Source organism: Mycobacterium sp. (assembly GCF_035499775.1).
Lineage (GTDB): Bacteria > Actinomycetota > Actinomycetes > Mycobacteriales > Mycobacteriaceae > Mycobacterium.
Window position 1 is genome coordinate 1 of record NZ_DATJYB010000286.1, and the last position, 26,295, is coordinate 26,295.

The window sequence follows — 26,295 nt, forward strand, 5'->3', positions numbered from 1 at the left end:
CCGCCAACTTCTCGAAGGCCACCTCCACACGCTGGGCTGGACTCCCAACCGGAGGTAACGCGGTCAACGACATGAATTCATCCTTGCAGCCGGGTACGACAAATCTCGGCCACCGAAGTCAGGTCACAATTTCAGCGCCCCGGCGGCCAGCTCGTCGAAGCGCTCGATAGCCTCGTCGCCGTCGGCGTCTATCCCCCGCAGCGGCCCGCGGTCGGCCAGATGCCGCTGCGCGTAGAGCCGGGCCACCAGACCCTTGCGTGAACCGCCGCGAACTTCACGCTCCCAGGCGGCCTGCTCCGTCAACAGCGCGCCGGCGTACACGTCGCCCATGAACTGCGCGAGCGGGAACAGTCGCGCCTCGGCCACCGCTCCGTCGAGCTTCTCCCACGCCGTGATCGCCGCGTCCAGATCCTCGACGCGCTCGGAGACCAGCCGGGTGGTCTCACAGTCGTCGGAAACCGACACCGCGTCGCGCATCCGCGCCAGCAGAGTCTCGTGCGCCCGGGTCTGCTCGATGCCGCGCCGCACGTCCAGACACAGGATGTTGTCCGGGCCCTCCCAGATGGTGTTGACCTGCGCATCACGCAAAAGCCTTGCCACCGGCCAGGTTTCGATGTAGCCGTTGCCGCCGTGGATTTCGATCGCATCCGATGCCGCGGTGATCCCCAGCCGGCCGACCTTGAGCTTGGTGACCGGCACCGCGATGCGCTGCCGCATCCCACGCGGCTGGCGGTGGTTGGTTGCGCCGGTGCCGTCGAACACCAGCGCCTGCGCGGCTTCGACGTCGACGATCAGCTCGGCCAGCTTGCGCCGCATCAACGGCTTGTCGATCAGCGCGCCGCCGAACGCCCGGCGCTGCCGGGCGTAGCACAACGACTCGACCAACGCCCGGCGCCCATTGGCCAACGCGAACAACGCGATGCCCAGCCGCGCCGCGTTGGTCAGCTCCATCATGCGGCCCAACCCCTTACCGTCGGACGGGCCCGCGTCCGCGGACGGCTCCCCGGACAACAGGAACGCCTCGGCGTCCACGAACTCGACCTCGCCGGAGGCCACCGAGCGGGTGCCGAGCTTGTCCTTCAGCCTGCGGACCCTAACCCCGTTGCGCGAGCCGTCACGTCGGGTGCGCAGCACCAGGAAGTTGGCGACTCCGCGGGTCGAGTCCGGAGCGCCCTCGGGTTTGGCCAGTACGACGAACGCCTCGCCGGCGCAGTTGGAGGCAAACCACTTGAAGCCGTTCAGCAGCCAGGAGTCACCTGACCGTCGCGCTGTCGTCTCCAGCGCGCCCAGGTCCGAGCCACCGGTACGTTCGGTCAGCAGTTGCGCGGTCTCGCCTGCCCAGTCACCGGAGTCGAACTTGGCCAGCACGTGATCGCGCACGTCGGGCGGCGCGTAGGCGCTGACCAGCGACTGCACCATGCCGCCGCCGGTTCCCAGCGCACAGCCCATCCCGATGTCGGCCTGGTTGAGCAGGTAGTTGGACGCGAACATCGGCAGCGACGAGCTGAAGCCCGCGGCGCGTGCCCGCGCACGCAACGTCGCCTGAGAGTCCAGCACCGCGCGCTTGGATGCTGTGAACGAGGCGGGCATGACGACCCGGCTGACGTCATGTCCCCATCGGTCGTACCGTTCGAGCCGCGGCGGGTTGCGGTCGGTTTCCTCGGCCCACCGCGCCACCGGACCACCCATCAGCTCACCGGTGCCGATCAGCTCAGGCTCGACGACCGCCAGCTCGTCGGGCCGCAGGTAGTACGACATGACGAACTGAAGGCTGGGATCGGTGAGATACCAATTAAGGCCCACCGCTCCGCGATAGCTGTCCGTTTGGTAGCGCTGCGCCTTTTCGGGAGTCGAGAAGGGCAGCCGGTCAACGGCCTCTACGTCGTACTCGCTCATTCCGCGACGGTATTACATGCCGCGGCGTTTAAAGCCCTCAGGCAGGCACCACAAATTCGGTGGTGTAATACTCCGCCGGATCTTGGGCATGCGGATTCGGCCGTTCGATCATCACCCACACGCCCGTCGTACCGGGCCGCAAGTTGTCCTTAACGGTCACCGTTCCGGTGCCCGCCGCGTCGGTGACCATGCTGGTGTAGGACGTGCCCGGAGCCCCGGGGCCGCAGTTGGCCGACGACGGCCGCGGTTCTTCGATGATGCCGACGGTGAACTGGGTGCCCGGGTCAGGGGAGTCCGACAGGAACACTTCTGCGACCGCCGTCGACCCGGTGGTGTGGATGCGGACCTGGCCGGTGCCCAAAGCCGGCACCTGCTCCAGCGGTGGATTGCGCACCGTGGTGAAATCGCAATCTCGGAGAGTCGCATCTAAAGCGACAGTTGTGGTGCCGACTGCCCCCGGGTTGGCAGAAGCGGCGCCGATGCCTGCTGCCAACGCCGAAGAAGTGATCAGAGTGATTGTCGCAGCGGATTTCGCCATTGTTGTACACGCGCGCATTTGCCCCACCATGTTTGCCCGTTTGGATAGTTCCCCGACCCTCACGCCACGTATTGACCGTATTCGCGAACCTAAAACCTGGTCCGCGGAAAATTCTTTGAATTCAATTTCGTTAGTTAGCTGAAGAAATTCAGTGCCGGATAAAACCGGCGAGCGCCTTTCCGACCGAAGCGGCGCCAAAAGCGGTGGGGTGCAACGGAATAGCGGGCCCGGTCGCTATGTAGCCCTCGATGTACCGATCGCCGGGCGGGGCGCACATATCGTGCCCCTGCGACAACGGCCTGGTGTCGAAGTAGTCGATCCCCTTCTCCGCCGCGAGTTGACGCTGCCGGTCGTCGAGCTCATTGAGCTTGGACTGCAAGTAGTCGGAGTCCCCCGGCAGCACCGGTTGCCCGGGAAAGCAACCACCGGCCCGCACGAAGACGCCGTAGCCCACCAAAATGATTCGCGCATTCGGTGCTTTGCCCCGGACGCCGTCAATCAGCGCGCTCCACACAGGTACCTGCGCGTTGATCACGTCCGAAATGCGGTCGACCTCGCCGACGACGAATTGATTGGCACACGGCTGCGGATTAGCCGATTTGACGATGCAGTCCTCCACATCGCCCTGCAGGCCGACGTCATTGGCGCCAATAGTGATGGTGATCAGGTTGGTGGACGCGTCGATCGCGTCGATCTGGGGCGCGATCGCTCCGCTCTTGGTCTGCTGCGCTCGATGCGTGATGTCCTCGGTGGTCGCTCCGCTACAGGTGACGTCGACGAACTTGGCGATCGTCAGCTGGCGCGCCAGCACCGACGGATAGTTGTTGGTCGACTTGCGGCAGCCGGGCGGCGGCGCGGGGTCCGGCACCCCGGGCGCGGCGGCGATCGAATCGCCCAGGGCGACATAGTTGAGCCGCTGGGCCGGCTCATGGCTGGCCGTCGGTGCGCCGGCGCAGGCGACCGCCACTGCGCCCACCAGCGCTGCGATACTGAGTCGCGCCGAACCCATGCGTCAAGTTTTTCACCACCGGTCACACCGACGGTTGTCCGTGGACAAGGACTTTGAGCTCATAGCACAGATCACAGGCCAAGCGGTCGAGCACCTTCGGCTCTAAGGTATTTTGCTACTAGATAGCTACCTTAGTAGCATTGAAGTATGAAGCTTAGCGTCAGTCTGTCGGACGACGACGTGGCCGTGTTGGATGCCTACGTCAAGAGAACAGGGCTGACGTCGCGGTCGGCGGGGTTGCAGCGCGCGGTGCAGATGCTGCGCTATCCAACACTTGAGGAGGACTACGCCGACGCGTGGGCGCAGTGGTCCGCCGGCGGGGATGCCGAGACCTGGGACAGCACCACTGGGGATGGCATCGGCGATGCTGCGCGGTGAGATCTGGCAGGTTGACCTGGATCCAGTGCGCGGCAGCGAGGCAAATAAGCAGCGCCCGGCCGTGATCGTCAGCAACGACCGGGCCAACGCTACGGCGACACATTTGGGCTACGGGATAGTCACGGTCGTCCCGGTGACGAGTAACACCGACAAGGTGTATCCGTTTCAGGTGTTGTTGTCGACAGCCAGTGGATTGCCGGTTGAATCGAAAGCACAAGCTGAGCAAGTTAGATCGATCGCGACACAACGCCTCTTGCGGCGCATCGGTCGCGTTTCAAGCGGCGAACTGGCCGAGCTTGACAACGCGCTGAGACTCCATCTAGCGGTATAGCTGGAGCGCCTAACTCGAGAAGGGGTGCCTAGGTGCGCACAACTCCGCCGTTACGACCGGCAGCCGCAGATCGCTACAAAACGACGACCCAGATAGCGATGTAGTGGCAGATCGCCGCGGCCGCGGTGAACGCATGGAAGAACTCGTGATAGCCGAAGGTCTGTGGCCACGGGTTGGGCCAGCAAAGGCCATAAAGGATAGCGCCGATGTTGTACAGCACACCTTCGGCGACGAGTAGCGCGACGACGGCGACACCCGCGCTGTCCAAGAGTGTTCCGGTGAACCAAATCGCTGCCCAGCCGAGCAGTAGGTACAGGGGCACGCCGAGCCACCGAGGCGCCGAGGGCCACAGCATCTTGAGGGCAACACCTGCGGCCGCGCCGGTGCACACCACGGTCAGGACCTGTGTCCCGGTGCGCGGCGGCATCGCCAATAGCGCGATGGGAGTGTAGCTGCCGGCGATGAAGATGAAAATCAGCGAGTGGTCGGCACGCTTCATCCACATTTGGGCGGTGGGGGATCGCCAGTGCACTCGGTGGTAGGTAGCGCTGACGCTGAACATGGCGACGATGGCGGCGGTGTAAATCAGAGTGGCCCAGCCGGCCTTCGGTGATGCGGCAATCCAGGCCACCGACACTAGCGCCGCCCCGGCCACGATGGCGGTGACCGCCGAGCAGAGGTGAATCCAACCGCGTGCACGGGGCTTGCCCAGGAACCTGGTGACGGTGTCGGCCAGGACTTCGGGCAGGTCATCATCAGCGCTCCTGGCTGCGCGACTGCTCGCGACAGGCGGCACCTTTGGGTTGGCTTGTCCGATGATCACGTTGGACCCGATTTGAGGTTCAGCACGTCTCCTGTGTCGATGGCGAGCTGTTGCGGACATGGCAGAGTATCGCGGCAGTGGTTGGGTGTCCGTTATTGGGAGCCGGCATGAGCTTCATGCCTAGTAGGGGAACGGAGTCGTGCAGGACGTAACTAGACGGTGCTGCGCCCGACGAACATGGTGACCTGCTTCCACTTCCCGTTGACCACTTTCGCCGCGTCCGAAGCTACCTTGCACCTTGGGCATTCGCGACTTGGGAGGAGGGCGACGGTGATACTTGGCCACCGCCGAGGGACCTAATCTCTGGGGAAGATGGGGAGGGATCATGGTCCTGCCCACCAATCCCGGGCCGGCTACCACGCTTCACGCGGCAAACTTGCGAACGACCGTTGCAGCCACCCGGCTGTCCCGCTGTTCTGCTTTTGGGCGAAGCCAGAACTGCCGCAGCAGCCGCCGATACGCGGCGAACGTCAGCGTGATCACTCTGACTAGTCGTACTTACTATGCTGGCAGCGTCCGATGAAAGTGAACCCACAATGAGATCAGTCTCCAGTACTGAAACCTGTACCTCGCCGACTCTGGCCACGGCCGGCTGGTGAAGCTGGCGGCTGGCGCCACGTCCCAGACTGTGTTGCCGTTCACCGGCCTCAACTACCCCCGTGGGGTGACGGTTGGTGACGCCGCCAACCTGTACGTCAGCGACACCGGTAACAACCGGGTGCTGAAGTTGGCGGCCGGAGCCACGATCCGTGCTGCCGTTCACCGGCCTTGACCGCCCCGCAGGGGGGCGGTGGAACGTCACCGATTACGGCAACAACCGGGTGTTGAAGCCGCCCGCGGGCTGGCCCGCAGTTGGCACCATCGACAGCTACGGCTTGATCCGGATCGGGCCCGGCGACCACAACCCGCTGCGGGTCGCGGTGCCCAGGTCGAGTTGCGCTGGACTGGCGTCGGCGATCGTGTCGAACTTACGCAGTGAGCCCCAATCTCGGCCCCAGTCGCGGGACAGGTACGTCGACATGACGTGCGCCCGCAGCAGCAGGTCGGTGATGCCCAACAGGCCGCCGTTGACGCCGTCCTGCCAGGTGTCGGTGTCCTGCTTCTTGGCGTTGTAGTCCGGCGTGATGCGGAACTTCGGGATCTCGGTGACGCCGTTGGCGTGCAGCATCGGATGCTGGCACGGGAACGCGAGCCCAACCGCCCAGTCCAACAGCACCGGCTGCGTCGAGCCCACGTACTCCTGCAGCGAACGCAGCTCCGGCACCCGCGGCGGGGTCACCGCGATCCAGTCGTCCGGCGTCAGGGACAGGTCTTCGGCCACCAGTCGGACCGCAACCGCGTCCGCGGGCATCTTGTCTCGGGCGAACCGTAGATTGCGCCACGCCCTCGGCTGTTCCCCGTTCAGGTCGTAGGGCACCAACCGCCCGGCCGGTATTACGTCACCGCCGGGGCCGGGCCGGCCGTATTCCAGCACCACGGTCTGCCCGTCGGTGTGCCCGTGCAGCACGCTGTTGCCGGCGATCTTGCCCGCGGCGGTCACCACCAGCAGGGGATGCGCGTCATCCGGTTTGGGCAACTGGTACCACGCCGAGGTGAGTCGGCTCTGCTGCTGGGCGCCGGTGGTGTAGCTGCCGGCCAGCGGAACCTTGTCTGGGTCAAGGCCGTAGGGCAACGGCACCAACGATCCGTTGATACCCGGCGCCTTCAGCTTGGTCGGTGCGCGCCAGTCGTACGCGTACCAGTCGTAGTCGGTGCCGGGTTGCGGCACCGACGTCTCCTGGACCGCCTCGGCCACGGTGTGGTCCGGTACGCCGTTGGGGTTGAACCCGACCGGGTTGACGCCGCCGAGCGCACCCAACGGGCCGTCACCGCCGGGTAGCGGCGTCATGAAACCGACGTTGCTGTCCGGCTCGACGAGCACGTCGTCGGCCAGCGCGCAGCCGCCGGCGAATTCGCGCAAGTTGGCCCAGCCATTGGAGTAGGTGGGGTACTGACGCACGATTCCGGCGACCATCGATGCGACGAACACCAGCGTCATGAACCCGGCCGCCACCGGCACCGGCGCCGCCGTCACCACCCGTGCCAGCCGGCCCTCGCCGTGATCCCGTGAGGCGAAGTGCAACCAGGTCGCCCACAGTGCCGCGATGGTGAACAAGACGAAAAAGATTGTGCTGATCGTGATTCCGGCGAGCTTGGGCATGGCGCTGTTGAACGGGACGCCGTAACTGGAGACATACCACCAGCCGTTGGTGGTGGCGAAACAGAGCGCCAACACGAACAACACCGCGGCCACGAACGCCATGCGGTTGCGTGACCAGCGCAGCACCTCATGCGACACCAGCACCGTGGTCAACGCGGCCATCGCCGCGCCCACCGCGGCGAACAGCCCGAAGTGGTGCACCCACTTCGTCGGCGTGAACATCAGGAAGAACATGGTCCCGAAGATGACACCCATCAGCCGCCACGCCGGCCCCCGGGCCACACCGGGGATTCGCTTGCGCCGCAACATGATGAACAGGGCGGTGAACAGGCACAGCGCGGTGATCAGGAACCCGAACCGGCGCGACTCGGAACCGTCGACAGTCGGCAGGATGAGGTAGTAGTAGCGCAGGTTCTCGGTGTACCACGCCTGGCTGGGCCCGATCGCGGTGCGAATCCTGGTGGCTTCCAACACCGTTGACAGGGTCTGGTCGGCGAACACCACGGTGAGGATGACGAAACCGGCGGCCAGCATCGGGGCCACCAGCGGCCAGGTGCCCACCACGCGATGTCGGCGGACCAGAATTCGCAGGATCGGACGGCCACCGGCAACCAACGCGGCCACCGCGATCAGCCCGGTGGGTTGCACGCCCAGGGTGAATGCGGCGGTCACCACCGCCAGGGCCGCCGGCGTCAGCCGCGAGGCGCACATCGAGCGCTCGATCAGTACGTAGGTGATCAGTGAGCCCGCCGCGATGATCGGCTCGGGACGCAGCCCGTTGTTGAACGGCATCCACGCGGTGAGCAGGACCAGGCCGGCCGCCCAGTTAGCCGCCATGCTGGAGGTCACCGCCGGCCCGAGCCGGGGCAGCACCTCACGCGACAGCAGCAGCCAGCAGACCAGCCCGGCGACCAGGTCGGGCAGTCGCATCCACAGGCTGCCGTCGCTGACGTGGGTCATCAGTGCCAGCAGGTTGTAGTACCAGCCGAACGGGTCCTCCGGGCTGCCGAACCAGCGGAAGTAGTTGGACATGTAGCCGGCATGGTCGGCGACCCGGGCCATGCCCAGGATGTAGCCGTCGTCGGAGGAATTCGCGCCGATCAGATGCCACAGCAGGAAGCCGAATATCACCGTGGCGTCGACCAGCGTGAACTTTCGCCAGCGGGTCGGAATCAACCGGTGCATGCGGCGCCCGTCCAACTGGTCCAGGCGCCACAGTGCGATCAGCGCGACGATCGTCGACACGATCGCCAGCACCATCGCGGCCAGCTTCAGCGTCGTCGGCGTGGTGGAGAAGCGGGTGTCGATGGTCGCCGAGAACTGCAGTCCAGGCGGCGCGGGGCCGGTCAGATCCGTGAACACACCGACGATCTGGGGGCGCAGGTTGGGATCGGCGAACCCGCCGCGCACGGGCTTCCCCGCCTGATCGGTCAGTCCGACGAAGGTGGCGAAGGTGCCCGCCAGCGTGGAGGTGATCTCGATCTGCTGGCATTGCGGGGACTCCGCCTGCTCCCGGGGCACGCTGGCGATCACCACGTTGCGATCGGTGACGTCGACGCGCTTGCTGCTGGCCACGACGAACAGCGCGTTGAGCGCGGCGTCCTTGCCCTTCTTGGGCGCCGTGCTCAGCACCACCCCGCCGTCGGGTGGCAGCGCGCGCACCACCGAGCACGGCACGGTTGCCTTCACGTCGACCGGCGTCAGCGAAATCAGCGGCGCGGTAACGCTGTTCAATTGACCGTTTTGCGGCCAGTTCAGCGCCGCGGTGGTCTGCACGACGGGCAGCAGCGGCGTCGCGACCGACAGGACGAAACCGAGCAGCCCGGCGACGATGGCCACCCAACGCGTCACCTGCACGTCTTGACCGGGGGCGGCTGCCTTGTCTTCGCGGTTCGCGACGGTCGTCACGCTCATGGGAGGGCCCGAATCGGTCCTTGCCGGCTCCAGCCGGGCACTGTCATCACACCCTGTTGGATGGTGGCGTTCGGCGCTTGATCGGCCGGCACCAGCCGGAAGTACTGCTCGACGGATCCCCAGTCGCGATACCAGTCGCCACGCAGGTACGTCGAGATCGTCGAGGTGCGCAGCAGCGCCTGGGTGAACAGGAACGGACCGCCGGTGTCGGCGGCCTGCCATCCGTTCGACGACGCGGCCGTCTGTTTGTGATCGGGCAGGATGCGGTACTGCGGAAGTTCGGCAACGCCGAGGTGTTCGGAGAACGGCCGCTGGCACGGGAAGTTTGCCGCGGTCGCGATGTCCATCAGCACCGGTGTGCGCGATCCGATCAATTGCTGCAGGGTCTGTAGCACCGGGACCCGCGGCGGCGTGAACGCGAACCACTGCTCGGAACTCAGATTCGGGTCGTAGGCGACGATGCGTGCCACGTTAGCCTCCGGCGGCGCCCAGGCCAGCGGGAACCGCAGGTTGCGCCACGCCGGCCACGGTCCGATGTCAATCGGCTGCACCTCCCCGAGCGGTTGGGTGGTGCCGTCGGGCCGAGTGACGCCCCACTGCAGTTTCAGCGATTGCCCATAGGTGAAGGTGCCGTCCTCGTTGTACGACCAGATGGCACCGGTGGCGGAGACGACCACCAGCGGCCGGTCCGGGGCGCGAGGCGGCATCTGGTACCAGGCCGAGGTTGCGGTGGCGGCCAGCGAGTTCTCGCCGTAACTGCCCATCACCGGGGTGTTGGCAGGGTTGAGGCCGAACGGTAGTGCCGCGTGCGACCCGTTCACCCCGACCGGGCCTGTCCCGCCGGCCGTGCCTGCCGAGTCACTCATGGTGGCGTTGGGCTTGTTGGGAGACGCATCGGAATTCACCACCCCCGGTTTGGTGACCACCGGGTTGGATCTCAGGTCAGGGCCTACCCCGTCGGGTTTGAAGCCGACGGGGTTGATTCCGCCGAGCGGGCCCGCCGGGCCGAACTCCTGCCCGCCGACCGGCTGCAGCAGACCCGCATTGGGGTCCGGCTCGGTCAGCACGTCGTCGCCCAACGCGCAACTGGTCCCGGCGGAAAGCACGGTGGCCACGTTGGCCTTGCCGGTGGTGTAGAGCGGGTAGCGGAACACCGCAGCCTTGGCCAGCGAACCGACTTCGCCCAGCACCATGATGACCGCGACCACCAGCAGCGGCGTGGACGCCAGGACGCGGTTGCGCCGGTTGTCCTTGACCTCGGTGTGGCCGGCGTAATCCATCCGGAAGTGGTACCAGGCGGCCAGCAGCCCGGTGACGATCGACAACGTCAGGAACATCGACGTCACCGGATGGCTGGCGACGACGGGCGGGATATCGAACCAGGGCACCCCATAGCTGTTCACGTAGAACCAGCCGTTGACCCCCGAGGTGGCCCACGCCAGCACGAACAACAGCGCGGTGATGTATACCGTCAGGTTGCGGCGGCTGTGCAGGCCTATCCGGGCGAAGGCGAACGCCATGACCGCGCCCAGGGCGCCGGCCAACCCCGCGAACACACCGAACTGGATCGCCCACTTGGTGGGGGTGAACGTCAACAACAGCAGCCCGATCGCGGTGGTTCCGATCAGCCGCCAGGTCGGCCCGCTGGCCAAGCCCTGCACCCGGCCGCGCCGCAACAGCGCCATCAGCACCCCGAACAGGCACAGCAGCAGGACCAGCACGGCGAAGCGCCGCGTCATGGACCCGTCGGCGTTGCTCTCGACCGTGAGGAAGTAGTAGCGCAGGAAGTCCTGGTACCAGGCGATCGTCGGCCCGACCTTGTACTTGATGCGCGCCGACTCGATCACCGTGGCCAGCGTCTGCGACCTGAACACCACGACGAAGATCAACAACAACGACGCGGTCAGCACCGCCAGCGGTGCGAGCAACCCGTCGGTGGCGCGGCGCCGCCGGATTGTCGCGGCGATCGCCCGCGCCCCGGTCAGCAGTGCGGCCAGCGCGATCAGCCCTTGCGGTGCCAGCGCCGCGGTCAGCGTCGCGACGATGATCGCCACCGCAGCCGACGCCAGTCGTCCCAGCGCGATCGAGCGTTCCACCAGGATCCAGGTGACCACCACGCCCAGGGCGATCAGCGGCTCGGGCCGCAGCCCGTTGTTGAACGGCAGCCAGGCGGCGACGAACACCGCACCCGCGGTCCACACCGCTACCCGGTTGGACGCCATCCCGCCCTTGCCCGGTCCCAGCCGGCGCAGCACGCAACGGCTGATGACGAGCCAGCAGGCGATACCGGCCAGCGTGGCGGGCAGGCGCATCCATACGCCGGTGGTGCTCACCGACGCCATGTGGGCCAGCACGGAGTCGTACCAGTCGAACGGTGCCTCGGTGGCGCCGAAGTAGCGGTAGTAGTTGGGCACGTAGCCGGCGTCGGGCGCGACGCGAGCGATCGTCAGGTTGTAGCCGTCGTCTGACGAGGTGGCGCCGATGATGTGCCAGAGCAGCAGCGTCCCGATCACTCCCACGTCGGCGATCCAGGTGCTGAGGCCGGCACGCCACCAGTGACCGCGTGGCGCGCGCGGGCGGTACCGGGACAGCCAGGCGATCGGCGAGCGCCAGTTGATCAGCGTGGTGCCTCGGCTATGGCGGTCTAGCGTGGCCAGCGCCAGGATGGCGACCAGGACCGCCAGCGTGCCCAGGATGATCGCGATCTTCTTCGTCAGCGTGGGCGTCAGAATGAACCTGGTGTCGACGTCGATACGGGCCGACAAGCCCTGCGGTGCGACCTTCAGGTCGGTGAAGATGCCGCCGACCTGCGGCTTCTTCTCGGGAGCCAGGATCCCTCTGGCCCCGGGTGCGGGGATACCGACGAAATCGGCGCCCGCGGCGCCCGCGTCGGCCCAGATATGTAGCACGCTGCAGCCGCCGCCGGCGACCGCCGAACGCGGTGCCACCGCGGCTACCGAGTCGCGGAACGCGACGACGACGTCGTCTTTGGTGGCGCGGACGAACAGCCCGTGCTTGCCGGCGTCCATGCCGCCGGCCGGGAGCGTGGACAAGACCAGGCCGCCGTCGGCGGGCAAGGTAGCCATTGCCGCGCAGGGGATGGAGACGTCCAGCGCACGCGGCGCCCCGGAAACCAATGGAGCGGTGATCTGGGTGATGTGGCCGTCCGCGGTGGTGCCCTGCGGCCACCGAATTGTCGACGTGGTCTGCCTTACCGGCAGCAACGGAACCATGGCGCACAACAGCAGACCCACGATGCCGGCGACGACGGCGATCAACCGCGGGATCCGCTGCGATCGCTCGGGGGGCACGAGGGTCGATGGTAAGCGACGCTGCTTGGTCCGGTGAGGATGCAGGGCCGCGCAGCGGGCCCACAGGTGGGCTGTTTCTATTTCGAATCGGTAACGCCCCGGGTGCCGTTATTTATCAACAGTCGAATGAAGGTGGATACTCGAAACCGCAAAAGATGAAGTCAAAGGCGCCGAACGCACGAGCGGCCGACCGCGACCTTAGGCCTCCAACCAGGTTGGATGCAACTGAATTCCGTAGCAATTCTTGGTTTAGCACCGACACCGTAAGGGAAAGCCTCAATCGCTGTGCATATAGCGAAACCCTGGGGAGAGGAGCGCTGTGAACGCACCTACCAAGAAACGGCTCGACCCTGACGTCATAAAACCTTACGACCGACCGAATTCCAGGATGGTGACCAGCGACATCGCCGTTGAGCGAATGGTAAGCCTGCTTAGCGAGGTTGTCGCAAAGGGCGCGTTACCCGCGCTGTAATCAGCACGCATTCGCAGCCATTGAGCTCGAACCGGAGCCAGGCCGTAGAAGAGCACTGAATACGACACCCCGACGCGGGGACACGGACTGGTCAAAACAATCGAATGTCATGGCCTGACACCCAGCGAAGCGCTACCGTTTAACCGTCCCCTCAACCACCTCAACGACTATTGCAGCGACTCCCCTTGACTCCCTTCATGTACGCGTTGCAAGCGTGTGAGAGCTCCCGCCGGGTTTCCGGCTGCCCGCGGTCCGGCTGGACGGGCCGTCGCGGCGTAGATCAGGCGATTACGGCCACTATGCCGTCACAATGGGGATCTAAGGCTGAGGACCCGTGGTCGGGACTCTGAGGCCTCCGATCACCGTGGAGGTTGGCGGCGCAATGAAGAACTCGGGACTCGGGTTCGGCGTTCTTGGGCCGTTGCTCATGACCGCGCACGGCGTCCGGCTGTCGTTGGGCGCGCCTAAACAGCGGGCCGTGCTGGCCATGCTGGTGATCAACCGCAACCGTCCGGTGTCAGTCGACGCGTTGATCGACGGGGTCTGGGACGAGGACCCGGTACCGGCGGCACGGACCAGCATCCAGTCTCACGTGTCCAACCTGCGCCGACTGTTGCGCACCGCCGGGGTCGATCCGCTCCAGGTGCTGGCCAGCGCACCGCCCGGGTATCAACTGAGCATCGCCGACACCGACTGCGACGTCGGGCGGTTCAGGATCGAAAAGAACGCCGGTGTCGCGGCCGCCGCCACGGGCGAATTCGAGGACGCCAGCAGGCACTTTTCGGTCGCGCTGGGCGAATGGCGCGGGCCGGTTCTCGACGACCTACGCGGCTTTGCCTTTGTCGACGCCTTCGCCGCCGCGCTGTTGGAGGAAAAGGTGGCGGCGCACACTGCGCGCGCCGAGGCCGAGATCGCGTGCGGCCGCGCCGGCGCGGTGATCGGTGAGCTCGAGGCGCTCACCGCCGAGCATCCCTACCGTGAACCGCTGTGGGCGCAGCTGATCACCGCCTACTACGTGACCGAGCGCCAGTCAGACGCCTTGGGCGCCTACCGCCGACTGAAGACGGCGCTGGCCGACGGGCTCGGGATCGACCCCGGCCCCACGGTGAGCGCGTTGCACGAGCGCATCCTGCGCCAGCAGCCGTTGGTCCCCAAGAAGAAATCCACTCTGACCACCCACAAGCTGAGCGCCCATCAGGAGACGACCGCCCCGATGAGCGCCCTGTCCGTCGACGCCTGGCTGCGCGACAAGGTCGGCCGGCGGTACCGGCTGACCGGCGCGACCACCCGGATCGGGCGTCTCGACGACAACGACATCGTCCTCGCCGACGACGAAGACGTCAGCCGGCACCACGCCGTAATCATCGACACCGGAGCGGGTTTCGTGATTTACGACTCGCGGTCGACCAATGGTGTCGAGGTACAGAATCAGCGCATCCGGGGCAGCGCCAACCTGGCTGACGGCCACCGCATCCGCATTGGGAACCACGAGTTCTTCATCGAGATGCGCGGCGGCTGAGCTGATCGACTACTCGTTCGGCTGACCACCCAGCCGGGCGGCCAGCGTCGCCTGGCCCGGGCCGGTGAGATCTGCCAGCGCCGCGGGGCGCCCGGACATCGCCATCAGCAGCGCTTCGCCGGAACCCGACACTTCGGGTCCGTGGCCGTGCTCCCAGTCGACGTCGTTGGCGCGCAAATGCAATCCCCTGATCCGGCGTCCCGCCCCGAGTCGGGGGTTGCCCGGCACCAACCCGAGGACACGGTCGAGCCGATCGGTGGGGATGGTGCGGGGCCGGCTGAGCGCGCGCCGGATGTCCTGGTGGTGGATGGTGCCGTCGACCAGCGCGATCATTCCGCCGAAACCCGCGGTGAGCCCCTGCGGGGTGAGGTGGTCGCGGAGAAATTCGAGCAATTGCTGCGGGGTCAGCGGCGCGAACTCGTCGACGCCAACCTCGTTGGCACGCACAATCCAGCCCTTTACGAAGCGCGTGAGCAGTCCGAGCGTGCCCAGTTCCTCGTAGCTGATCACGTGCGCGACAACGTCTTTGACGCTCCATTTGGTACAGAGGCTGGGCGCGTCCCACTGCTCAGGCGTCAGGGTGGCCAGGAACTCGGCGAGGTCGGTCCGCTCGGCTCGGGCCATCTCCATCAGGCTGGCCGTCATGGCCGTGCCGCCAGGTTGAGGAGGTTGTGCTGGCGCGGTTTGAAGCCGCCGAATCGCTCGACGAAAACGGCGAACGCGCGCTCGATCGGGGCGTTGACGACGACGTGGCGACGGACATTAGGAGTTTGCGGCTGTGTCATATGGCTTCCCCCTCGCTTGAGGCTTCGAAGCTTTGCGCGTGGACAACCAGGGCTTGCGTCCAAAACCGGTCGAGGTCGGCGCGCAACGCCTCCAGGCCGCGTGGGTCGAGTTGGTAGACCCGCCGGGTTCCGGCGGCGCGGTCACGCACCAATCCGGCGAACTTGAGCACCTTGAGGTGTTGCGAAACAGCCGGCCTGCTGACGGGTAGATCGCGGGCAAGTTCACCGACTGCCAACGGGCCGTGCACAAGTCGTTCCACAATGGCCCGTCGCGTCCCGTCGGCCAGCGCCACCCAGGCGGCCCCGACTTGGTAAGTGGCCACGAACCGTAAGTATAGACTTACCAATTGGAGGCGCAAGCACTCCGCAAGAACCTCGGGCAGGGCTCGCAGCAAACCGATCTAGCACGCAAGACAATCTATGAGCTGGATAGTCGTAGACCATGAAGTTAGTTAGCGAACGCAAGAATTTCGCAAGAATTTCGCAAGAATATCGCCAAGATTCTTTAAGTGAGGTTCGCGAACCTGATCTTGTCGGCCAGTAGGACCGGCCCCAGGGGGAGGGGCTCACTTACAGCAGGTTGAGTCACCTGGGGAAATCGGCAGAGATGAGGAACAACCATGAACGCCAAAATCACGGAATCAGAATCCCCAGAGCAGAAGAAGAAAGTGTCCAAGCTGCGCATGTTCGCCGGTGTCGTGTTGGGAGCGGTCGGCCTGTCACTCATGGCGTCGCTAGTGCCCGTCACCGCGTCGGCAGATCCGTGGGATCCCGCTAGCGGTCCCCTGCACCCGCTGCGGCACTACGCCGGCGACGTCCTGCACCCGGGTTGGGCCCTGCGGCACCCCGTCCGCGCCGCCATTCCATGAGTCGTCCCAGCGCTGCCTTCTGCCCCGTCCCCGTTTCGGGCCGGGGCAGAAGTGTGTTAAGAGTCAAATGTTTGCCGCCCAACCGATTTCGCGCGCCCGGTGGCGTCGAGACTGAACTGGTGGCGCCGAGACTGAGTACAGGTCGCGGTTGAGGCCAAAACCGCGCCCTCACTTCAGTCTCGGTGAGCGGGCCACGCGGGCCACCCGACGAGAGCCAACTCCCACCTAGTGCCGCAGCGGGGCCGGGTTCCACAGCCCGCTGCGCGTGACCGTCCCCAGCTCGAGGCGGGCGGGCTGGGCGTTGGAGTAATACGGCGTCAGGCGTTGCAGCGAGCCCCAGTCCCGCGACCAGTCGTCCTTCAGATAGGTGGCGATGGTGGTCGCCTTGACCAGCAACTCGGTGATGCCCAGCGGGCCGCCGCCGTTGTTGTCCATCACCGGCGAGTTGGCCTCCGCGCCGAATCGGTCCGGCAGGATGCGCCACTTGGGCGTCTCGTCGACGCCGTTTTGATGGCCGAACGGTCGCTGACAGGGGAACGCCAGGCCCACCAGCCAGTCCAGGAACACCGGGTCCTGGGAGCCCACCACGTCCTGCAGCGTGCGCAACTGCGGGATGCGCGGCGGCGTCACCGCGATCCAGTGCTGGGGCGCCAGGTCCTCGTCGTTGGCGATGAGGCGGACCTGGGTCGCGGTGCTGGGTATCTGGGCCAGCGGCAACCGCAGGTTGCGCCAGGCCGGTGACGCCCCGATGTCGGCGAACTTGAATGACCCGCCGGGGTGTCCGCTGGCCGCGCCGTCGTCGGTGGCCCACTGTAGCTGCACCTCGCGCGGGTCGAACCGGCCGGCCGCGCTGACCACCAGCAGCGGCCCCGCCTTGTCCCGTGGCGGCAGTCGGTACCAGCCCGAACGCAGCAGGGCGGTCACCTGGGTGCCGGATCGCCAGCTGCCCAGCACAGGTGTGTGGGCCGGCTCCAGGTTGTACGGCAGCTGGGCCCGGGAGCCGTTGATTCCCGGCGCCGAGTTCATGCCGCCCTCGGTGCCGGCTTCGCCGCCGGTGGTCTTCGAGTCGTCGTTGATGAAACTGCGGTCACCGGGACGTTCCATCACCGGGTCGGCGGAGACATCGGCCGGAATACCGTTGGGCGTGAAGGCCTCGGACAGGCCGGCGCCCAGGGCATCGGCAACCGGGGCCGACACTGGTGCCAGCATGCCGGCGTTGGGATCCTGCTCCACCAGCACGTCCTCGGCCAGACCGCAGGTCTTGCCGGTCAGCGCCTGCAGGTTGGACCGGCCCACCGACCACGCCGGGTACAGGGTCACCATCGCGACGGTCAGCGACGCCACCTCGAAGATCACCAGCACCCAGGCCGCAATTGCCAACGGGGACCGGATGATTCCGGCCACCCGTGCCCCGCGCCGGGTTCTGGGCTGCGCGTCACCGGTGGCGACGAAGTGGAACCACGCGGCCAGCAGCAGCACCAGCACGGTCAGCCCCAACAGCGCGGTGGCAAAGGCGTACTTCCATGCCGGGAACGAATTCGACCACGGCACACCGAAATTGGACACGTACCACCAGCCGTTCACACTGGCGAACGACAACGCGACCAGGAACAACACCGCGGCCGCGAATACCGTGCGGTCGCGTCGGGAACGCGTCGACTGAGCCATCACCGCCACCGCGGCCAGCGCACCCAGTGATCCGGCCAGCCCGGCGAACACCCCGAAGTGGTGGGTCCACTTGGTGGGAGTGAACATCATCGCCAGGAACGAAATGATCGTGATACCGACGATGCGGCGGCTCGGTCCGGCGGCGGTGCCCGGAATTCGCCCCTTGCGCAACGACATTACCACCGTGATGGCCAGCGCGAGAACCAGTGCCAGGATCGCGAAACGGCGGGCGACGGACCCGTCGGGGCTGGGCGACAACAGCCGCTCGTAGCGGAGGTGTTCGTCGAACCAGCTCAGGCTGGGCCCGACGGCGCGTTTGAGCATGGTGGCCTGCGTCTCGCCGGCCAGGGTCTGGTCGCGGAAGATCAGGATCGCGGTGACGGTGACCGAAGCCAGGATGGGCGCCAGCAGTGGTAGCACGCCGAACTGTTTGGACCTGCGGTGCAGGATGGTCCGCAGCGGCCCGATCGCCACCAGCAGCGCGCCGATCGAGGCAATGCCGGTGGGTCCGGAGAACAGCGTCAGTGCGCCGATGATGCAGGCGGCCGCCACCGGAAGCAGCCGGCTGGTGGCCACCGCACGCTCCACCGAGCACCAGGTCAACAGGATGCCCAGGGCGATGATCGGCTCGGGCCGCAGGCCGTTGTCCAGTGGCAACCAGACCGCCAGGAACATGCCGGCGGCGGTCCACGCCGCGGCCTGGCTGCGCTTCACCGCGGAACCCAGCCGGGGCATGACTTCGCGGCTGATCACCCACCAGCAGGTCAACGCCATCGCCAGGGTCGGCAGCCGCATCCAGATGCTGGCGGTGGTGACGTGCGCCCACAACGCGAGCAGGTCGTAATACCAGCCGAACGGCGCCTCGGGCGTACCGAGCCAGCGATAGTAGTTCGCCATATACCCGGCGTGCTCGGACACCCGGGCCATGGTCAGGATGTAGCCGTCGTCGGAGGTGTTGGCGCCGACGAAATGCCACCACACCAGTACGGCGATCACCAGCGCGTCCAGACCGCCGATCGACCACCAGCGAGCGGGCAGGAAGCGGCGGTGCCTGGTGCCGTCGGCGGTGTCGAGCATGTGCAGCGCGATGAGGGCGACGGCGGTCAGCACGACGCCGAGGATCATCGCGGCCATCTTCAGCGTGGTGGGGCTGCTGCTGTAGCGGGTGTCGACGGTCGCCGAGAAGCTCAGGCCCGGCGGCGCCGGCCCGGACAGGTCGGTGAACACGCCGACGATCTGCGGCCGGAAGTCGTAGCCGCTGCGCTCGCCACGCAGCGGCTCGCCGGGATGCTCGGCGTTGGGTCCCTGCTTCAGGCCGACGAATTCGGCGGTGACCCGGTCCGCGTGGGCGGTGAAGGTCAGGCGCTGACAGGCGCTGCCTAGCACCTCGCTCAACGGAGCGGAGACCACCGGAACGTTGCGGACCACGAGCACCAGCTCGTCGTTGGAGCGCTGGATGAGCAGCCCGCGGTCGACGGCCTTCGGGGCCTGCTTGGGAACGGTCGACAACAGCACCGTCTTGCCCGGGTCCTGCGGTCCGGCCAGTCCGCGGGCAGCCTCGCAGGGCACGGTGACTTTGAGTTCGGTGGCGACATACCCGACCAGCGGTGCCTCGACGCTGTCGAACACTGCGTTCTGCGGCCAGTTCAGTTGGGCAGTGGTTTGGTTGACCGGCAGTACCGGGGTGAGGATCGCCAGCACGGCCGCGAGCAGACCGGCGATGACGGCAACGCGCCGAGCGAACCGCTGATTTACGCCCGCGCCGCTCACGGAGGTAGATGGTAGTTCTTCGACCGCGTCAGGTGAGGTTTCGGTGGCCATCAGCTGCTCGTCACGGCTTGCGGACGGCCAGCACGAACGGGCCGATGGTTTGGACGGCGAAACGCGGGTCGGCGAACAGCGCGGCCGGCAGGTCGACGATGTACCGACGGACGTTTGGCTGGTTGGGGTAGACGTCCTCGGCCAGCCGCAACGTATAGGTGTTGCCCGCACCGCGGCGCATCAGGAATACCGTCGGCGGCGGCCAGGGCAGCGTGTCCAGTGCGTGGATGAACTCGTCGGCGGTGTCGAGCTTGGCCCAGTGTTTGATCTGCGCGGCCCGCTGGTCGAACTGCGCCAGCGGGTTGGCGTAGTGCGACGTCAATCCCTGAAAACCCCAGTACGGGTAGTAGGACAGGAAGCTGTAATCGGCGGTCAGTACCACCGTCTGGTCGCGCGGTTTGCCGGTGATGGTCCGGATTCTTTCGTCGACGGTGGAGTAGTACTTCTCCGAACTCGGCGGCCGCCGGTCGCCGCGCTGGCCGTAGCCGTCGGTGTCGGTGTAGGCGATGGTCAGGTCGGGGCGCAGCACGTCGGGGATGTCCTGGCTGAACGCGATCGCGCCGGCCAGCCCAATGGCCGCGGCCACCGGAAGCACCGCGCGGCCGCGGGAAGCGAGCGCCTGCACCAACTCGACGAAGCCGAACACCCCGGCGGCGACCAGCAGCACCGACAGCGACGGCTGCAGGCGGAACGACAGCAGCGTGGTGCGGGCCAGCGTGGTCAGCATCGACAGCAGCGACCACAGGTAGACCGACAGCACCCCGATCGCCAGGGCGCCGGCGCGCACCGACGAGCTTGCTCGCACCACCAGCCACAGGGCGCCCAGCATGCAGATGGCGCCCAACAGGGAGAACTGCAGCATCGGGAAGGTCAGCTCGGCGCCGTCGGCGGGCAGGTAGTGCTGCGCGCTGCCGGTGTCGCTGATCGGGTCGCGGGACGCCCGCAACAAGAACGGCAGCCAGGTGATAGCCGCGATCGGCACCGCGATGACGACGATGACGGCCAGCCTGCGCAGTGGGTCCAGCGCGGCCTGCAAACGGGCCCCGGGTCCGGCCTGCCGCCAGCGCCAACCGGCCAGCAGCAGCGCCATCAGCGTGACCGTGAACCCGCTGTAACCCAGCAGCAGCGTGTACCAGGTGGCCGCGAAGCCGAGGAAGATGCCGGCGCCGATGATCGCGGCCCAGCCCCCGCCCCGCTTCTTCCCGCCGAGCGTGCGGCCAGCTTGACGTTCGGCGTCTAGTGTGCGGCCAGCTTCACGCTCGGCGAGAAGGGGGCCCCCGCCCCGCTCGCCGGCACGCAGACCCGACCACGTCAGGACGAATACCGCCGGCAGCAACACCGTGATCATCGCGGAGTACGGCTCCGGCGAGCCGTAGGCCAGTGTCACCGCGGCGGTCGCGGCGGTGACGATCAGCGCGTATTCGAACCGGATCATCCGCCACCACAGCACCAGCGCGACCGCGACCGCGATGGCGATCGAGGTGATCGCCCACGGCTTGAACATCTCCCAGGCCGGTGTTCCGGTGAGCGCCGCGACGCGCCCGCCGATCCAGAACCAGCCCGGCGGGTAGAACGGCGGCAGGCCTCGGTAGGTCATGTCCTGCAGCGCGTGGCTGTCGGTGAGCCGGGTCAAATATTCGGTGCGGAACTGCTGGTCGACGGAAATACCGAACAGGTACAGCTTGGTGGCGCCCAACGGCATGCCCAGGGTCACGACGGTGAACGCGGACACGAACACCAGTCCGCTCAGCTGAGCCAGCCGCCGGAAGCGGCCCGAGCGGTATGCCCATCCGGTGGCGATCAGGCCGGCCAGGCAACCGACCTGGCCGACGGTGGTCAGCGCATGCAGCTGGTTCGACGACGGGAAGGCCGGCCACTGGACGCGGGAGATGGCGGTCAGCGATACCACCGAAACAGCCACGGCAACCACCGTCGCCAGCACCATCTGGCCGAGAACGGCCAGCGCGTTGCGCATGGTCAGATTGGCAACTTGCGGAAGATGTTCCGCGGGATGTGTCGCAACACCATCATCACGTAACGGAATGCTGCTGGCGCCCAAACGAGTTCCTTACCTTTTGCCGACGCCGTCACCGCGAGGTTCGCGACGTACTCCTTGTCGACGGTCAGCGGGGCTTCCTTGATATGCGCGCTCATTCGGGTACGCACCTGGCCCGGCCGGATCACCAGGACGTGAACACCGTACTGGCGCAGAGCCTCCGACAATCCCAGATAGAAGCCGTCCAAACCCGCTTTGGTGGAGCCGTAGACGAAGTTGGACCGCCGCACCCGCTCACCGGCCACCGTGCTCATCGCGATGATCTGGCCGAAGCCCTGGGCGCGCATCTTCTCGCCCAGTAGCACGCCGACGGAAACGGCTGCGGTGTAGTTGATTTCGGCGATCTGCACGGCCTTGCGCTGATTCTGCCAGAGTTCTTCGGCATCACCGAGCAGACCGAACGCCACGATGGCCACGTCGACATCGCCGTTGGCGAAACACTGGTCGATCATCTTGGGGTGACTGTCGGGGTCGGTGGCCTCGAAGTCGATCAACTCGACCGACCGCGCGCCGGCCGCCTTCATCTGTGCGACGGCGTCGTCACGGCCGGGGTCGTCGGGCATGGCGGCCAACAGGATCCGCGCGGGGGCGTTCTGCAGGTACCGCTCGCAGATCGCCAGGCCGATCTCGGAGGTGCCGCCCAGCAGCAGCACGGTTTGCGGATTTCCTACGGCATCGAGGACCATCTACAGCAGCTCCAAACGTCGGGCCATGTCGGAAGCGAACACCCGCAAAGGATCGACCTTGCGGCGCACCGCGATCCACTCGTCGATCCGCGGATACATGGCGTGAAAGGTTTCGGCGGTGGTGCGCGAGTCCTTGGCGGTATACAGTCGGCCGCCGAATTCCAGTACCCGGCGGTCGAGTTCGGTGACGAACTCGTTGAGCCCGGTCTTGATCGGGAAGTCGACGCAGATGTTCCAGCCCGGGATCGGGAAGCTCAGCGGCGCCTGGTTGCCGGGGCCGAACAACTTGAACACGTTGAGAAATGAGTAGTGGCCGCTGGCCTGGATGTCGCCGATGATCCTCTTGAACTCATCCACCGCCTCGGTGGGGATGACGAACTGGTACTGCAGGAAGCCCGCCGGCCCGTAGGCGCGGTTCCATTCGCCGAACATGTCCAGTGGGTGGTAGAACTGCGTCAGGTTCTGGATCTTGCCGCGATAGGTGCCCGACTTGCGGTACCACAACTCGCCGATCGGCCCAAAGGTGTATTTGTTGGCCAGTCCGTTGGGAAACACGTCGGGCAGCGTAAGTAGTTGTGGCGCATCGAATTTCAACGGGTTGCCGCGCAGCTTCTCCGGTAGCTGGTCCAGCCTCGCCAGCGAGCCGCGCGATACCGCCGCGCGGCCCAGCTTCGGGGGAGCGCTGATCGCGTCGAACCAGGCGCTGGAATACGTGTAGCCGGCTTCGCTGCCGTCGCTGTGCAGTGCGATGGTTTCGTCGAGGCTGGCCGTGACGTCGCCGTCGGCGATGAAATACGCCGTCTCCGTAGGTGTCATCTCGATGGTGGCACGAAGCACGATGCCGGTCAGGCCGTTGCCGCCGACGGTGGCCCAGAACAGTTCGGAGTCAGCGGTATCCGGGCCGTTGGGGGTGAGGTGTCGGATCTCGCCACTCGCGGTCAGCAGGTCCATGCTGCGGACGTGGTTGCCGAAGCTGCCCGCGCTGTGATGGTTCTTGCCGTGGATGTCGCAGGCGATCGCGCCGCCGATGGTGACTTGGCGGGTGCCCGGCAGCACCGGAACCCACAACCCGAACGGCAGGGCCGCCTTCATCAGCTGGTCGAGATTCACCCCGGCGTCGACGTCGGCCAGCTTGGTGTCGGCGCTGATCGAGTGGATGCTGTCCAGCGCGGTCATGTCGATCACCAGGCCGCCGCCGTTTTGCGCGTTGTCCCCGTAGGACCGGCCCAGCCCGCGGGCGATAACCCCGCGCTTGCCGGAGTCGGCCACCCGGGCCACCGCCTTGGCGATTACCTCGGGGTCGGGGCTGCGGAGCACGTCGGCCACCGACGGTGCCGTGCGTCCCCACCCGGTCAGCCGGGTAGGCGTCGTCAAAGCCTCGTTGCTCAACATCGTCAAAGAGGGTACAGGCTAGCGGCCCGGCTCAGCGGATCCGGAATATCACGGCTCGCTGCACAATGAAGTTGATCACCGTGGCGGTGCCCTGCGCGATCACGAACGCGACCGGTATTGCCCAGCCCTGGTAGTGCATGAGCGCCAGGCCCAAATGGTTGAGTCCGACCTGGACGGCGAAGGTGACGAAGTACAGCGCCATGACCGCCAGAAACCGCGCGGTGCTCGGTGCGGCCTGGAACGTCCAGCGGCGGTTGATCAGGTAGGCGGTGATGGTGCCGGCCAACCAGCCGAGGGCTTTTGCCGGGTCGTACGGCAAACCCGCCACTTTGACCAGGGTGAAGTAAAGACCGAAGTCGACCACCGCCGACATCGCGCCGGTGACGACGAAGCGCCATGCCTGTTTGGTCAGGCTCAGCTGTGGCGGCGCAGCTTCAGAAGCGGCAGGGTCATCGGGGCGAACCATTCGGCGGCTGGTCAGGCGGGCCGCTTCAGGGCGATCAACTCGACCTGGCTTTGTCCTCCCGGGGTCGAATAGGTGATCGTGTCGCCGGGTTGATGCCCGGCCAGGGCCTTCCCCAACGGGCTGCGAGCCGTCAAGGTCTCCGCCTCGCGGCCGGCCGGAGTCTCCTCGACGATGGAGATCACATGCATGGTGACCACTTCACCGTCGGGGAACCGCAGCGTCACCTCGGTGCCGCCGGGCAGTGCCTCGGATTCCTCGGCAGGTGACGGTCCGGTTCGCAACCGCCGGTCGAGTTCGTTGATCCGATCGGCAAGCACGACGAGTTCGTCGGCGCGTTGTATCGCTTCGGCCGCGTCGCCGTGATCGCCGATCATGCCGCGGTCGTTCTTGACCTCGATCTCGAGACGGTCACGCCGCTGACGCAGCCGGGCCAGCTCCGCGGCGAGGTTGTCCCGCGCCGCATCCGCCAGTCCCGATGATTGGACTTCCTCACTCACGTCCGTCGACCTTCCGCGCCAGATTGCCGTATTGCCCAGGGGTACCCCGTGGCGCTTCAGTTTGACACCAATAGACGCAGCCGTCACTAATTTCCGACAACGATTTTCGATGGTTCAGCTGTGCGCACAATCAAGCGGCCGGCCTCGCCAGTGGCGCCGGCATGGGGTTTTGCCGTTCACCGCACGAGTCACATTGTCACAGAGTGACTTTCGTCACGTCAGCGGCTTGCGGGCGGCGCTGCGTCCTCATCTTCGTAGTCGTAGTCGATGACGCCGCCGCGCAGCGCGTCGAAGATCGCTTTGCCTTGCGAGACGAGCCCGGTGGCCATCTGGCTGAGTCCTTCGGCGCCGTTGAGCACGGTGACATTTGCGCCGGCGAGACCACCGGCTGCCTTCTCCACGATTTGGGGCAACTGGTCGATCAGCATCCGGTCCAGTGCAACCCGGTTGTGCGAGGCGGCCGCCTCGGCCTGGATCTTCATTTTTTCCGCGTCGGCGAGAGCCAGGATCCGGACCCGTTCGGCTTCGGCTTCCGCGGGCTTGACCACCTCGGCGACCAGCTCCTGCTGGCGCAGTTCGGCAGCACGCTGGGCTAATTCGGTGCGCATCGCGAGCACCTCGCGCTGGGCTTCGGCTTCCGCCAGCGGGCCCGACTGCGCAGCCTCCGCCTGAGCCTTGTCCACCTCGGCCTTGTACTGCGCCTTGACGATGGCGGTCTGACGGGCGAATTCGGCCTGCTTGCGCTGCGACTCCTGTTCGGCCTCGGCGGCCTTCTGGTTCGCCTGGGCCTGAGCGATCTGTGCCTGCTGCTGGATCGCGGCATTGTGCGGCGCCGACATCGCGTTGATGTAACCGAGCCCGTCGTCGTCGATGGATTGGATCTGCAGGGCGTCGACGTTCAGGCCGATGCGGGCCATCTCCTCCTTGGAACCGTCGAGCACCTCGGTGGCCAGTTTCTGGCGTTCCTGGATGATCTGCTCGACGGTCATCGACCCGATGATCGAGCGCAGGTGCCCGGCGAAGATCCGGCCGGTGAGTATCGACATCTGGTCTTGGTCGGACAGGAAGCGCTGCGCTGCGGAGATGATGCTTTCGGTGTCATTGCCGACCTTGAAGGCGATCACCGCCCGGACGTTGAGCGTGATGCCCTGCTGAGTCACGCATTTTTCGGCGACCTCTGATTCACACATGGCCAGCGTGAGGAACCGGGCCTTGCGAAAGAACGGCAAGATGAAGGCGCCGTGACCGGTCACCACGCGGAAGGGGGCATTGGCCTTGACTCGGCCGCCGGAGATCAGCATCGCCTCGTCCGGATCGGGGACCTTGTAACCGAGCATGTTGGACTCCTTTTGGGTTGCGCTGTTGTGTTGCAGGGAATTTCGTTGTTTCAATCCATATGTATGTGGTCGCTCCAAGGCTCGACGATCACTGTCCTCGCGCCCCGAACATCGATGACCAGCACCTTGGTGCCCTTTTGTAGTGGTTCGTCAGACCAGGCGAGAAATGCCTCCTTGGACCCTCGTACGGTAAGCAGGACCTCGCCGGCGCCACCACCGCCGCGGGTCGCGACGACCAGCTTTCCCACACAGCCGATTACCGAGACGTCGCTCACCATCGCATAATCCCCCAGGGACGGTCCCGCGTCGAGTGTCATGCGGTTGGGT

The 26,295-nt window shown here is 66.3% G+C and carries 21 protein-coding genes and 1 pseudogene; 5 read left to right on the forward strand and 17 right to left on the reverse strand.

Annotation, left to right across the window (positions count from 1 at the left end; translation table 11 throughout):
* Nucleotides 1–123: 123 nt before the first annotated feature.
* From VML93_RS18300 to VML93_RS18310, 3 genes are all read right to left on the reverse strand, one after another.
* Nucleotides 124–1,896 (reverse strand): acyl-CoA dehydrogenase family protein, encoded by a 1,773-nt coding sequence (locus VML93_RS18300; protein ID WP_325612810.1) that lies wholly within the window; start codon nt 1,894–1,896, stop codon nt 124–126.
* 37 nt (nt 1,897–1,933) lie between these two features.
* Nucleotides 1,934–2,290 (reverse strand): hypothetical protein, encoded by a 357-nt coding sequence (locus VML93_RS18305; RefSeq protein WP_325612812.1) that lies wholly within the window; start codon nt 2,288–2,290, stop codon nt 1,934–1,936.
* Between the two features lie 292 nt (nt 2,291–2,582).
* The gene (locus VML93_RS18310; protein WP_325612814.1) at nt 2,583–3,443 is read right to left on the reverse strand and encodes an SGNH/GDSL hydrolase family protein; all 861 of its coding nucleotides are present in this window, start codon (nt 3,441–3,443) and stop codon (nt 2,583–2,585) included.
* A 147-nt stretch (nt 3,444–3,590) separates the two neighbouring features.
* On the opposite strand from VML93_RS18310, the gene VML93_RS18315 reads away from it, so the two are divergent.
* A complete protein-coding gene (locus VML93_RS18315) occupies nt 3,591–3,821 on the forward strand; it encodes a ribbon-helix-helix domain-containing protein (RefSeq protein ID WP_325612816.1) in 231 nt (76 codons plus the stop codon).
* On the forward strand, nt 3,808–4,152 hold the full coding sequence (locus VML93_RS18320) for a type II toxin-antitoxin system PemK/MazF family toxin (RefSeq protein ID WP_325612853.1): 345 nt from the start codon (nt 3,808–3,810) through the stop codon (nt 4,150–4,152). The genes VML93_RS18315 and VML93_RS18320 overlap by 14 nt, the downstream gene beginning before the upstream one ends.
* A gap of 73 nt (nt 4,153–4,225) precedes the next feature.
* Here the strand turns inward: VML93_RS18320 and trhA are convergent, their stop codons facing one another.
* Nucleotides 4,226–4,975, reverse strand: coding sequence for a PAQR family membrane homeostasis protein TrhA (gene trhA, locus VML93_RS18325; RefSeq protein ID WP_414686387.1), 750 nt, complete (start codon nt 4,973–4,975; stop codon nt 4,226–4,228).
* A gap of 595 nt (nt 4,976–5,570) precedes the next feature.
* Between trhA and VML93_RS18330 the strand changes: the two genes are divergently transcribed.
* The gene (locus VML93_RS18330) at nt 5,571–5,747 is read left to right on the forward strand and encodes a hypothetical protein (RefSeq protein ID WP_325612818.1); all 177 of its coding nucleotides are present in this window, start codon (nt 5,571–5,573) and stop codon (nt 5,745–5,747) included.
* A 96-nt stretch (nt 5,748–5,843) separates the two neighbouring features.
* On the opposite strand, the gene VML93_RS18335 is transcribed toward VML93_RS18330, so the two are convergent.
* Entirely contained in the window at nt 5,844–9,089 is a 3,246-nt protein-coding gene (locus VML93_RS18335; RefSeq protein ID WP_325612819.1) for an arabinosyltransferase domain-containing protein, read from the reverse strand.
* Nucleotides 9,086–12,400, reverse strand: coding sequence for an arabinosyltransferase domain-containing protein (locus tag VML93_RS18340; RefSeq protein WP_325612820.1), 3,315 nt, complete (start codon nt 12,398–12,400; stop codon nt 9,086–9,088). Before VML93_RS18340 ends, VML93_RS18335 begins: the two co-directional genes overlap by 4 nt.
* Nucleotides 12,401–13,254: 854 nt before the next feature.
* On the opposite strand from VML93_RS18340, the gene VML93_RS18345 reads away from it, so the two are divergent.
* Complete coding sequence (locus VML93_RS18345) at nt 13,255–14,391, forward strand: BTAD domain-containing putative transcriptional regulator (protein WP_325612856.1); 1,137 nt, start codon at nt 13,255–13,257, stop codon at nt 14,389–14,391.
* Between the two features lie 9 nt (nt 14,392–14,400).
* On the opposite strand, the gene VML93_RS18350 is transcribed toward VML93_RS18345, so the two are convergent.
* The 3 genes and pseudogenes from VML93_RS18350 to VML93_RS18360 form a co-directional block, all read right to left on the reverse strand.
* The gene (locus VML93_RS18350; RefSeq protein ID WP_325612822.1) at nt 14,401–15,036 is read right to left on the reverse strand and encodes a maleylpyruvate isomerase family mycothiol-dependent enzyme; all 636 of its coding nucleotides are present in this window, start codon (nt 15,034–15,036) and stop codon (nt 14,401–14,403) included.
* A gap of 17 nt (nt 15,037–15,053) precedes the next feature.
* A pseudogene (locus VML93_RS18355) lies at nt 15,054–15,176 on the reverse strand (ATPase); the annotation flags it as partial.
* Entirely contained in the window at nt 15,173–15,499 is a 327-nt protein-coding gene (locus VML93_RS18360) for a metalloregulator ArsR/SmtB family transcription factor (protein WP_325612824.1), read from the reverse strand. The pseudogene VML93_RS18355 and the gene VML93_RS18360, both read right to left, overlap by 4 nt.
* Before the next feature lie 297 nt (nt 15,500–15,796).
* Here VML93_RS18360 and VML93_RS18365 point away from each other — a divergent pair, with 297 nt between their 5' ends.
* Nucleotides 15,797–16,045 (forward strand): hypothetical protein, encoded by a 249-nt coding sequence (locus tag VML93_RS18365; RefSeq protein WP_325612826.1) that lies wholly within the window; start codon nt 15,797–15,799, stop codon nt 16,043–16,045.
* Between the two features lie 225 nt (nt 16,046–16,270).
* On the opposite strand, the gene VML93_RS18370 is transcribed toward VML93_RS18365, so the two are convergent.
* From VML93_RS18370 to VML93_RS18405, 8 genes are all read right to left on the reverse strand, one after another.
* Nucleotides 16,271–19,534, reverse strand: a complete 3,264-nt coding sequence (locus tag VML93_RS18370; protein WP_325612828.1) for an arabinosyltransferase domain-containing protein — start codon at nt 19,532–19,534, stop codon at nt 16,271–16,273.
* 10 nt (nt 19,535–19,544) lie between these two features.
* Nucleotides 19,545–21,509, reverse strand: coding sequence for a galactan 5-O-arabinofuranosyltransferase (locus tag VML93_RS18375; protein ID WP_325612829.1), 1,965 nt, complete (start codon nt 21,507–21,509; stop codon nt 19,545–19,547).
* A gap of 2 nt (nt 21,510–21,511) precedes the next feature.
* Entirely contained in the window at nt 21,512–22,276 is a 765-nt protein-coding gene (locus VML93_RS18380; RefSeq protein WP_325612830.1) for a decaprenylphospho-beta-D-erythro-pentofuranosid-2-ulose 2-reductase, read from the reverse strand.
* Nucleotides 22,277–23,668: an FAD-binding oxidoreductase gene (locus VML93_RS18385; protein ID WP_325612832.1), complete on the reverse strand. Its 1,392-nt coding sequence runs from the start codon at nt 23,666–23,668 to the stop codon at nt 22,277–22,279. It abuts the gene before it with no gap.
* Nucleotides 23,669–23,699: 31 nt separating this feature from the next.
* Nucleotides 23,700–24,134 (reverse strand): GtrA family protein, encoded by a 435-nt coding sequence (locus VML93_RS18390; protein ID WP_325612833.1) that lies wholly within the window; start codon nt 24,132–24,134, stop codon nt 23,700–23,702.
* Between the two features lie 11 nt (nt 24,135–24,145).
* The gene (locus VML93_RS18395; RefSeq protein WP_325612835.1) at nt 24,146–24,631 is read right to left on the reverse strand and encodes a GreA/GreB family elongation factor; all 486 of its coding nucleotides are present in this window, start codon (nt 24,629–24,631) and stop codon (nt 24,146–24,148) included.
* Between the two features lie 218 nt (nt 24,632–24,849).
* Entirely contained in the window at nt 24,850–25,968 is a 1,119-nt protein-coding gene (locus VML93_RS18400; protein WP_325612836.1) for an SPFH domain-containing protein, read from the reverse strand.
* A gap of 50 nt (nt 25,969–26,018) precedes the next feature.
* Nucleotides 26,019–26,285 (reverse strand): hypothetical protein, encoded by a 267-nt coding sequence (locus VML93_RS18405; RefSeq protein WP_325612838.1) that lies wholly within the window; start codon nt 26,283–26,285, stop codon nt 26,019–26,021.
* Between the last annotated feature and the right edge of the window lie 10 nt (nt 26,286–26,295).

What these genes read in the sequence shown, in the direction of transcription:
- VML93_RS18315 (WP_325612816.1), top strand. Translation starts at nt 3,591, where the DNA reads ATGAAGCTTAGCGTCAGTCTGTCGGACGACGACGTGGCCGTGTTGGAT.
- VML93_RS18370 (WP_325612828.1), bottom strand. Translation starts at nt 19,534, where the DNA reads ATGGCCACCGAAACCTCACCTGACGCGGTCGAAGAACTACCATCTACC.
- VML93_RS18405 (WP_325612838.1), bottom strand. Translation starts at nt 26,285, where the DNA reads ATGACACTCGACGCGGGACCGTCCCTGGGGGATTATGCGATGGTGAGC.
- VML93_RS18320 (WP_325612853.1), top strand. Translation starts at nt 3,808, where the DNA reads ATGCTGCGCGGTGAGATCTGGCAGGTTGACCTGGATCCAGTGCGCGGC.
- VML93_RS18380 (WP_325612830.1), bottom strand. Translation starts at nt 22,276, where the DNA reads ATGGTCCTCGATGCCGTAGGAAATCCGCAAACCGTGCTGCTGCTGGGC.
- VML93_RS18375 (WP_325612829.1), bottom strand. Translation starts at nt 21,509, where the DNA reads ATGCGCAACGCGCTGGCCGTTCTCGGCCAGATGGTGCTGGCGACGGTG.
- VML93_RS18400 (WP_325612836.1), bottom strand. Translation starts at nt 25,968, where the DNA reads ATGCTCGGTTACAAGGTCCCCGATCCGGACGAGGCGATGCTGATCTCC.
- VML93_RS18300 (WP_325612810.1), bottom strand. Translation starts at nt 1,896, where the DNA reads ATGAGCGAGTACGACGTAGAGGCCGTTGACCGGCTGCCCTTCTCGACT.
- VML93_RS18335 (WP_325612819.1), bottom strand. Translation starts at nt 9,089, where the DNA reads ATGAGCGTGACGACCGTCGCGAACCGCGAAGACAAGGCAGCCGCCCCC.
- VML93_RS18350 (WP_325612822.1), bottom strand. Translation starts at nt 15,036, where the DNA reads ATGACGGCCAGCCTGATGGAGATGGCCCGAGCCGAGCGGACCGACCTC.
- VML93_RS18365 (WP_325612826.1), top strand. Translation starts at nt 15,797, where the DNA reads ATGAACGCCAAAATCACGGAATCAGAATCCCCAGAGCAGAAGAAGAAA.
- VML93_RS18345 (WP_325612856.1), top strand. Translation starts at nt 13,255, where the DNA reads ATGAAGAACTCGGGACTCGGGTTCGGCGTTCTTGGGCCGTTGCTCATG.
- VML93_RS18385 (WP_325612832.1), bottom strand. Translation starts at nt 23,668, where the DNA reads ATGTTGAGCAACGAGGCTTTGACGACGCCTACCCGGCTGACCGGGTGG.
- VML93_RS18390 (WP_325612833.1), bottom strand. Translation starts at nt 24,134, where the DNA reads ATGGTTCGCCCCGATGACCCTGCCGCTTCTGAAGCTGCGCCGCCACAG.
- VML93_RS18310 (WP_325612814.1), bottom strand. Translation starts at nt 3,443, where the DNA reads ATGGGTTCGGCGCGACTCAGTATCGCAGCGCTGGTGGGCGCAGTGGCG.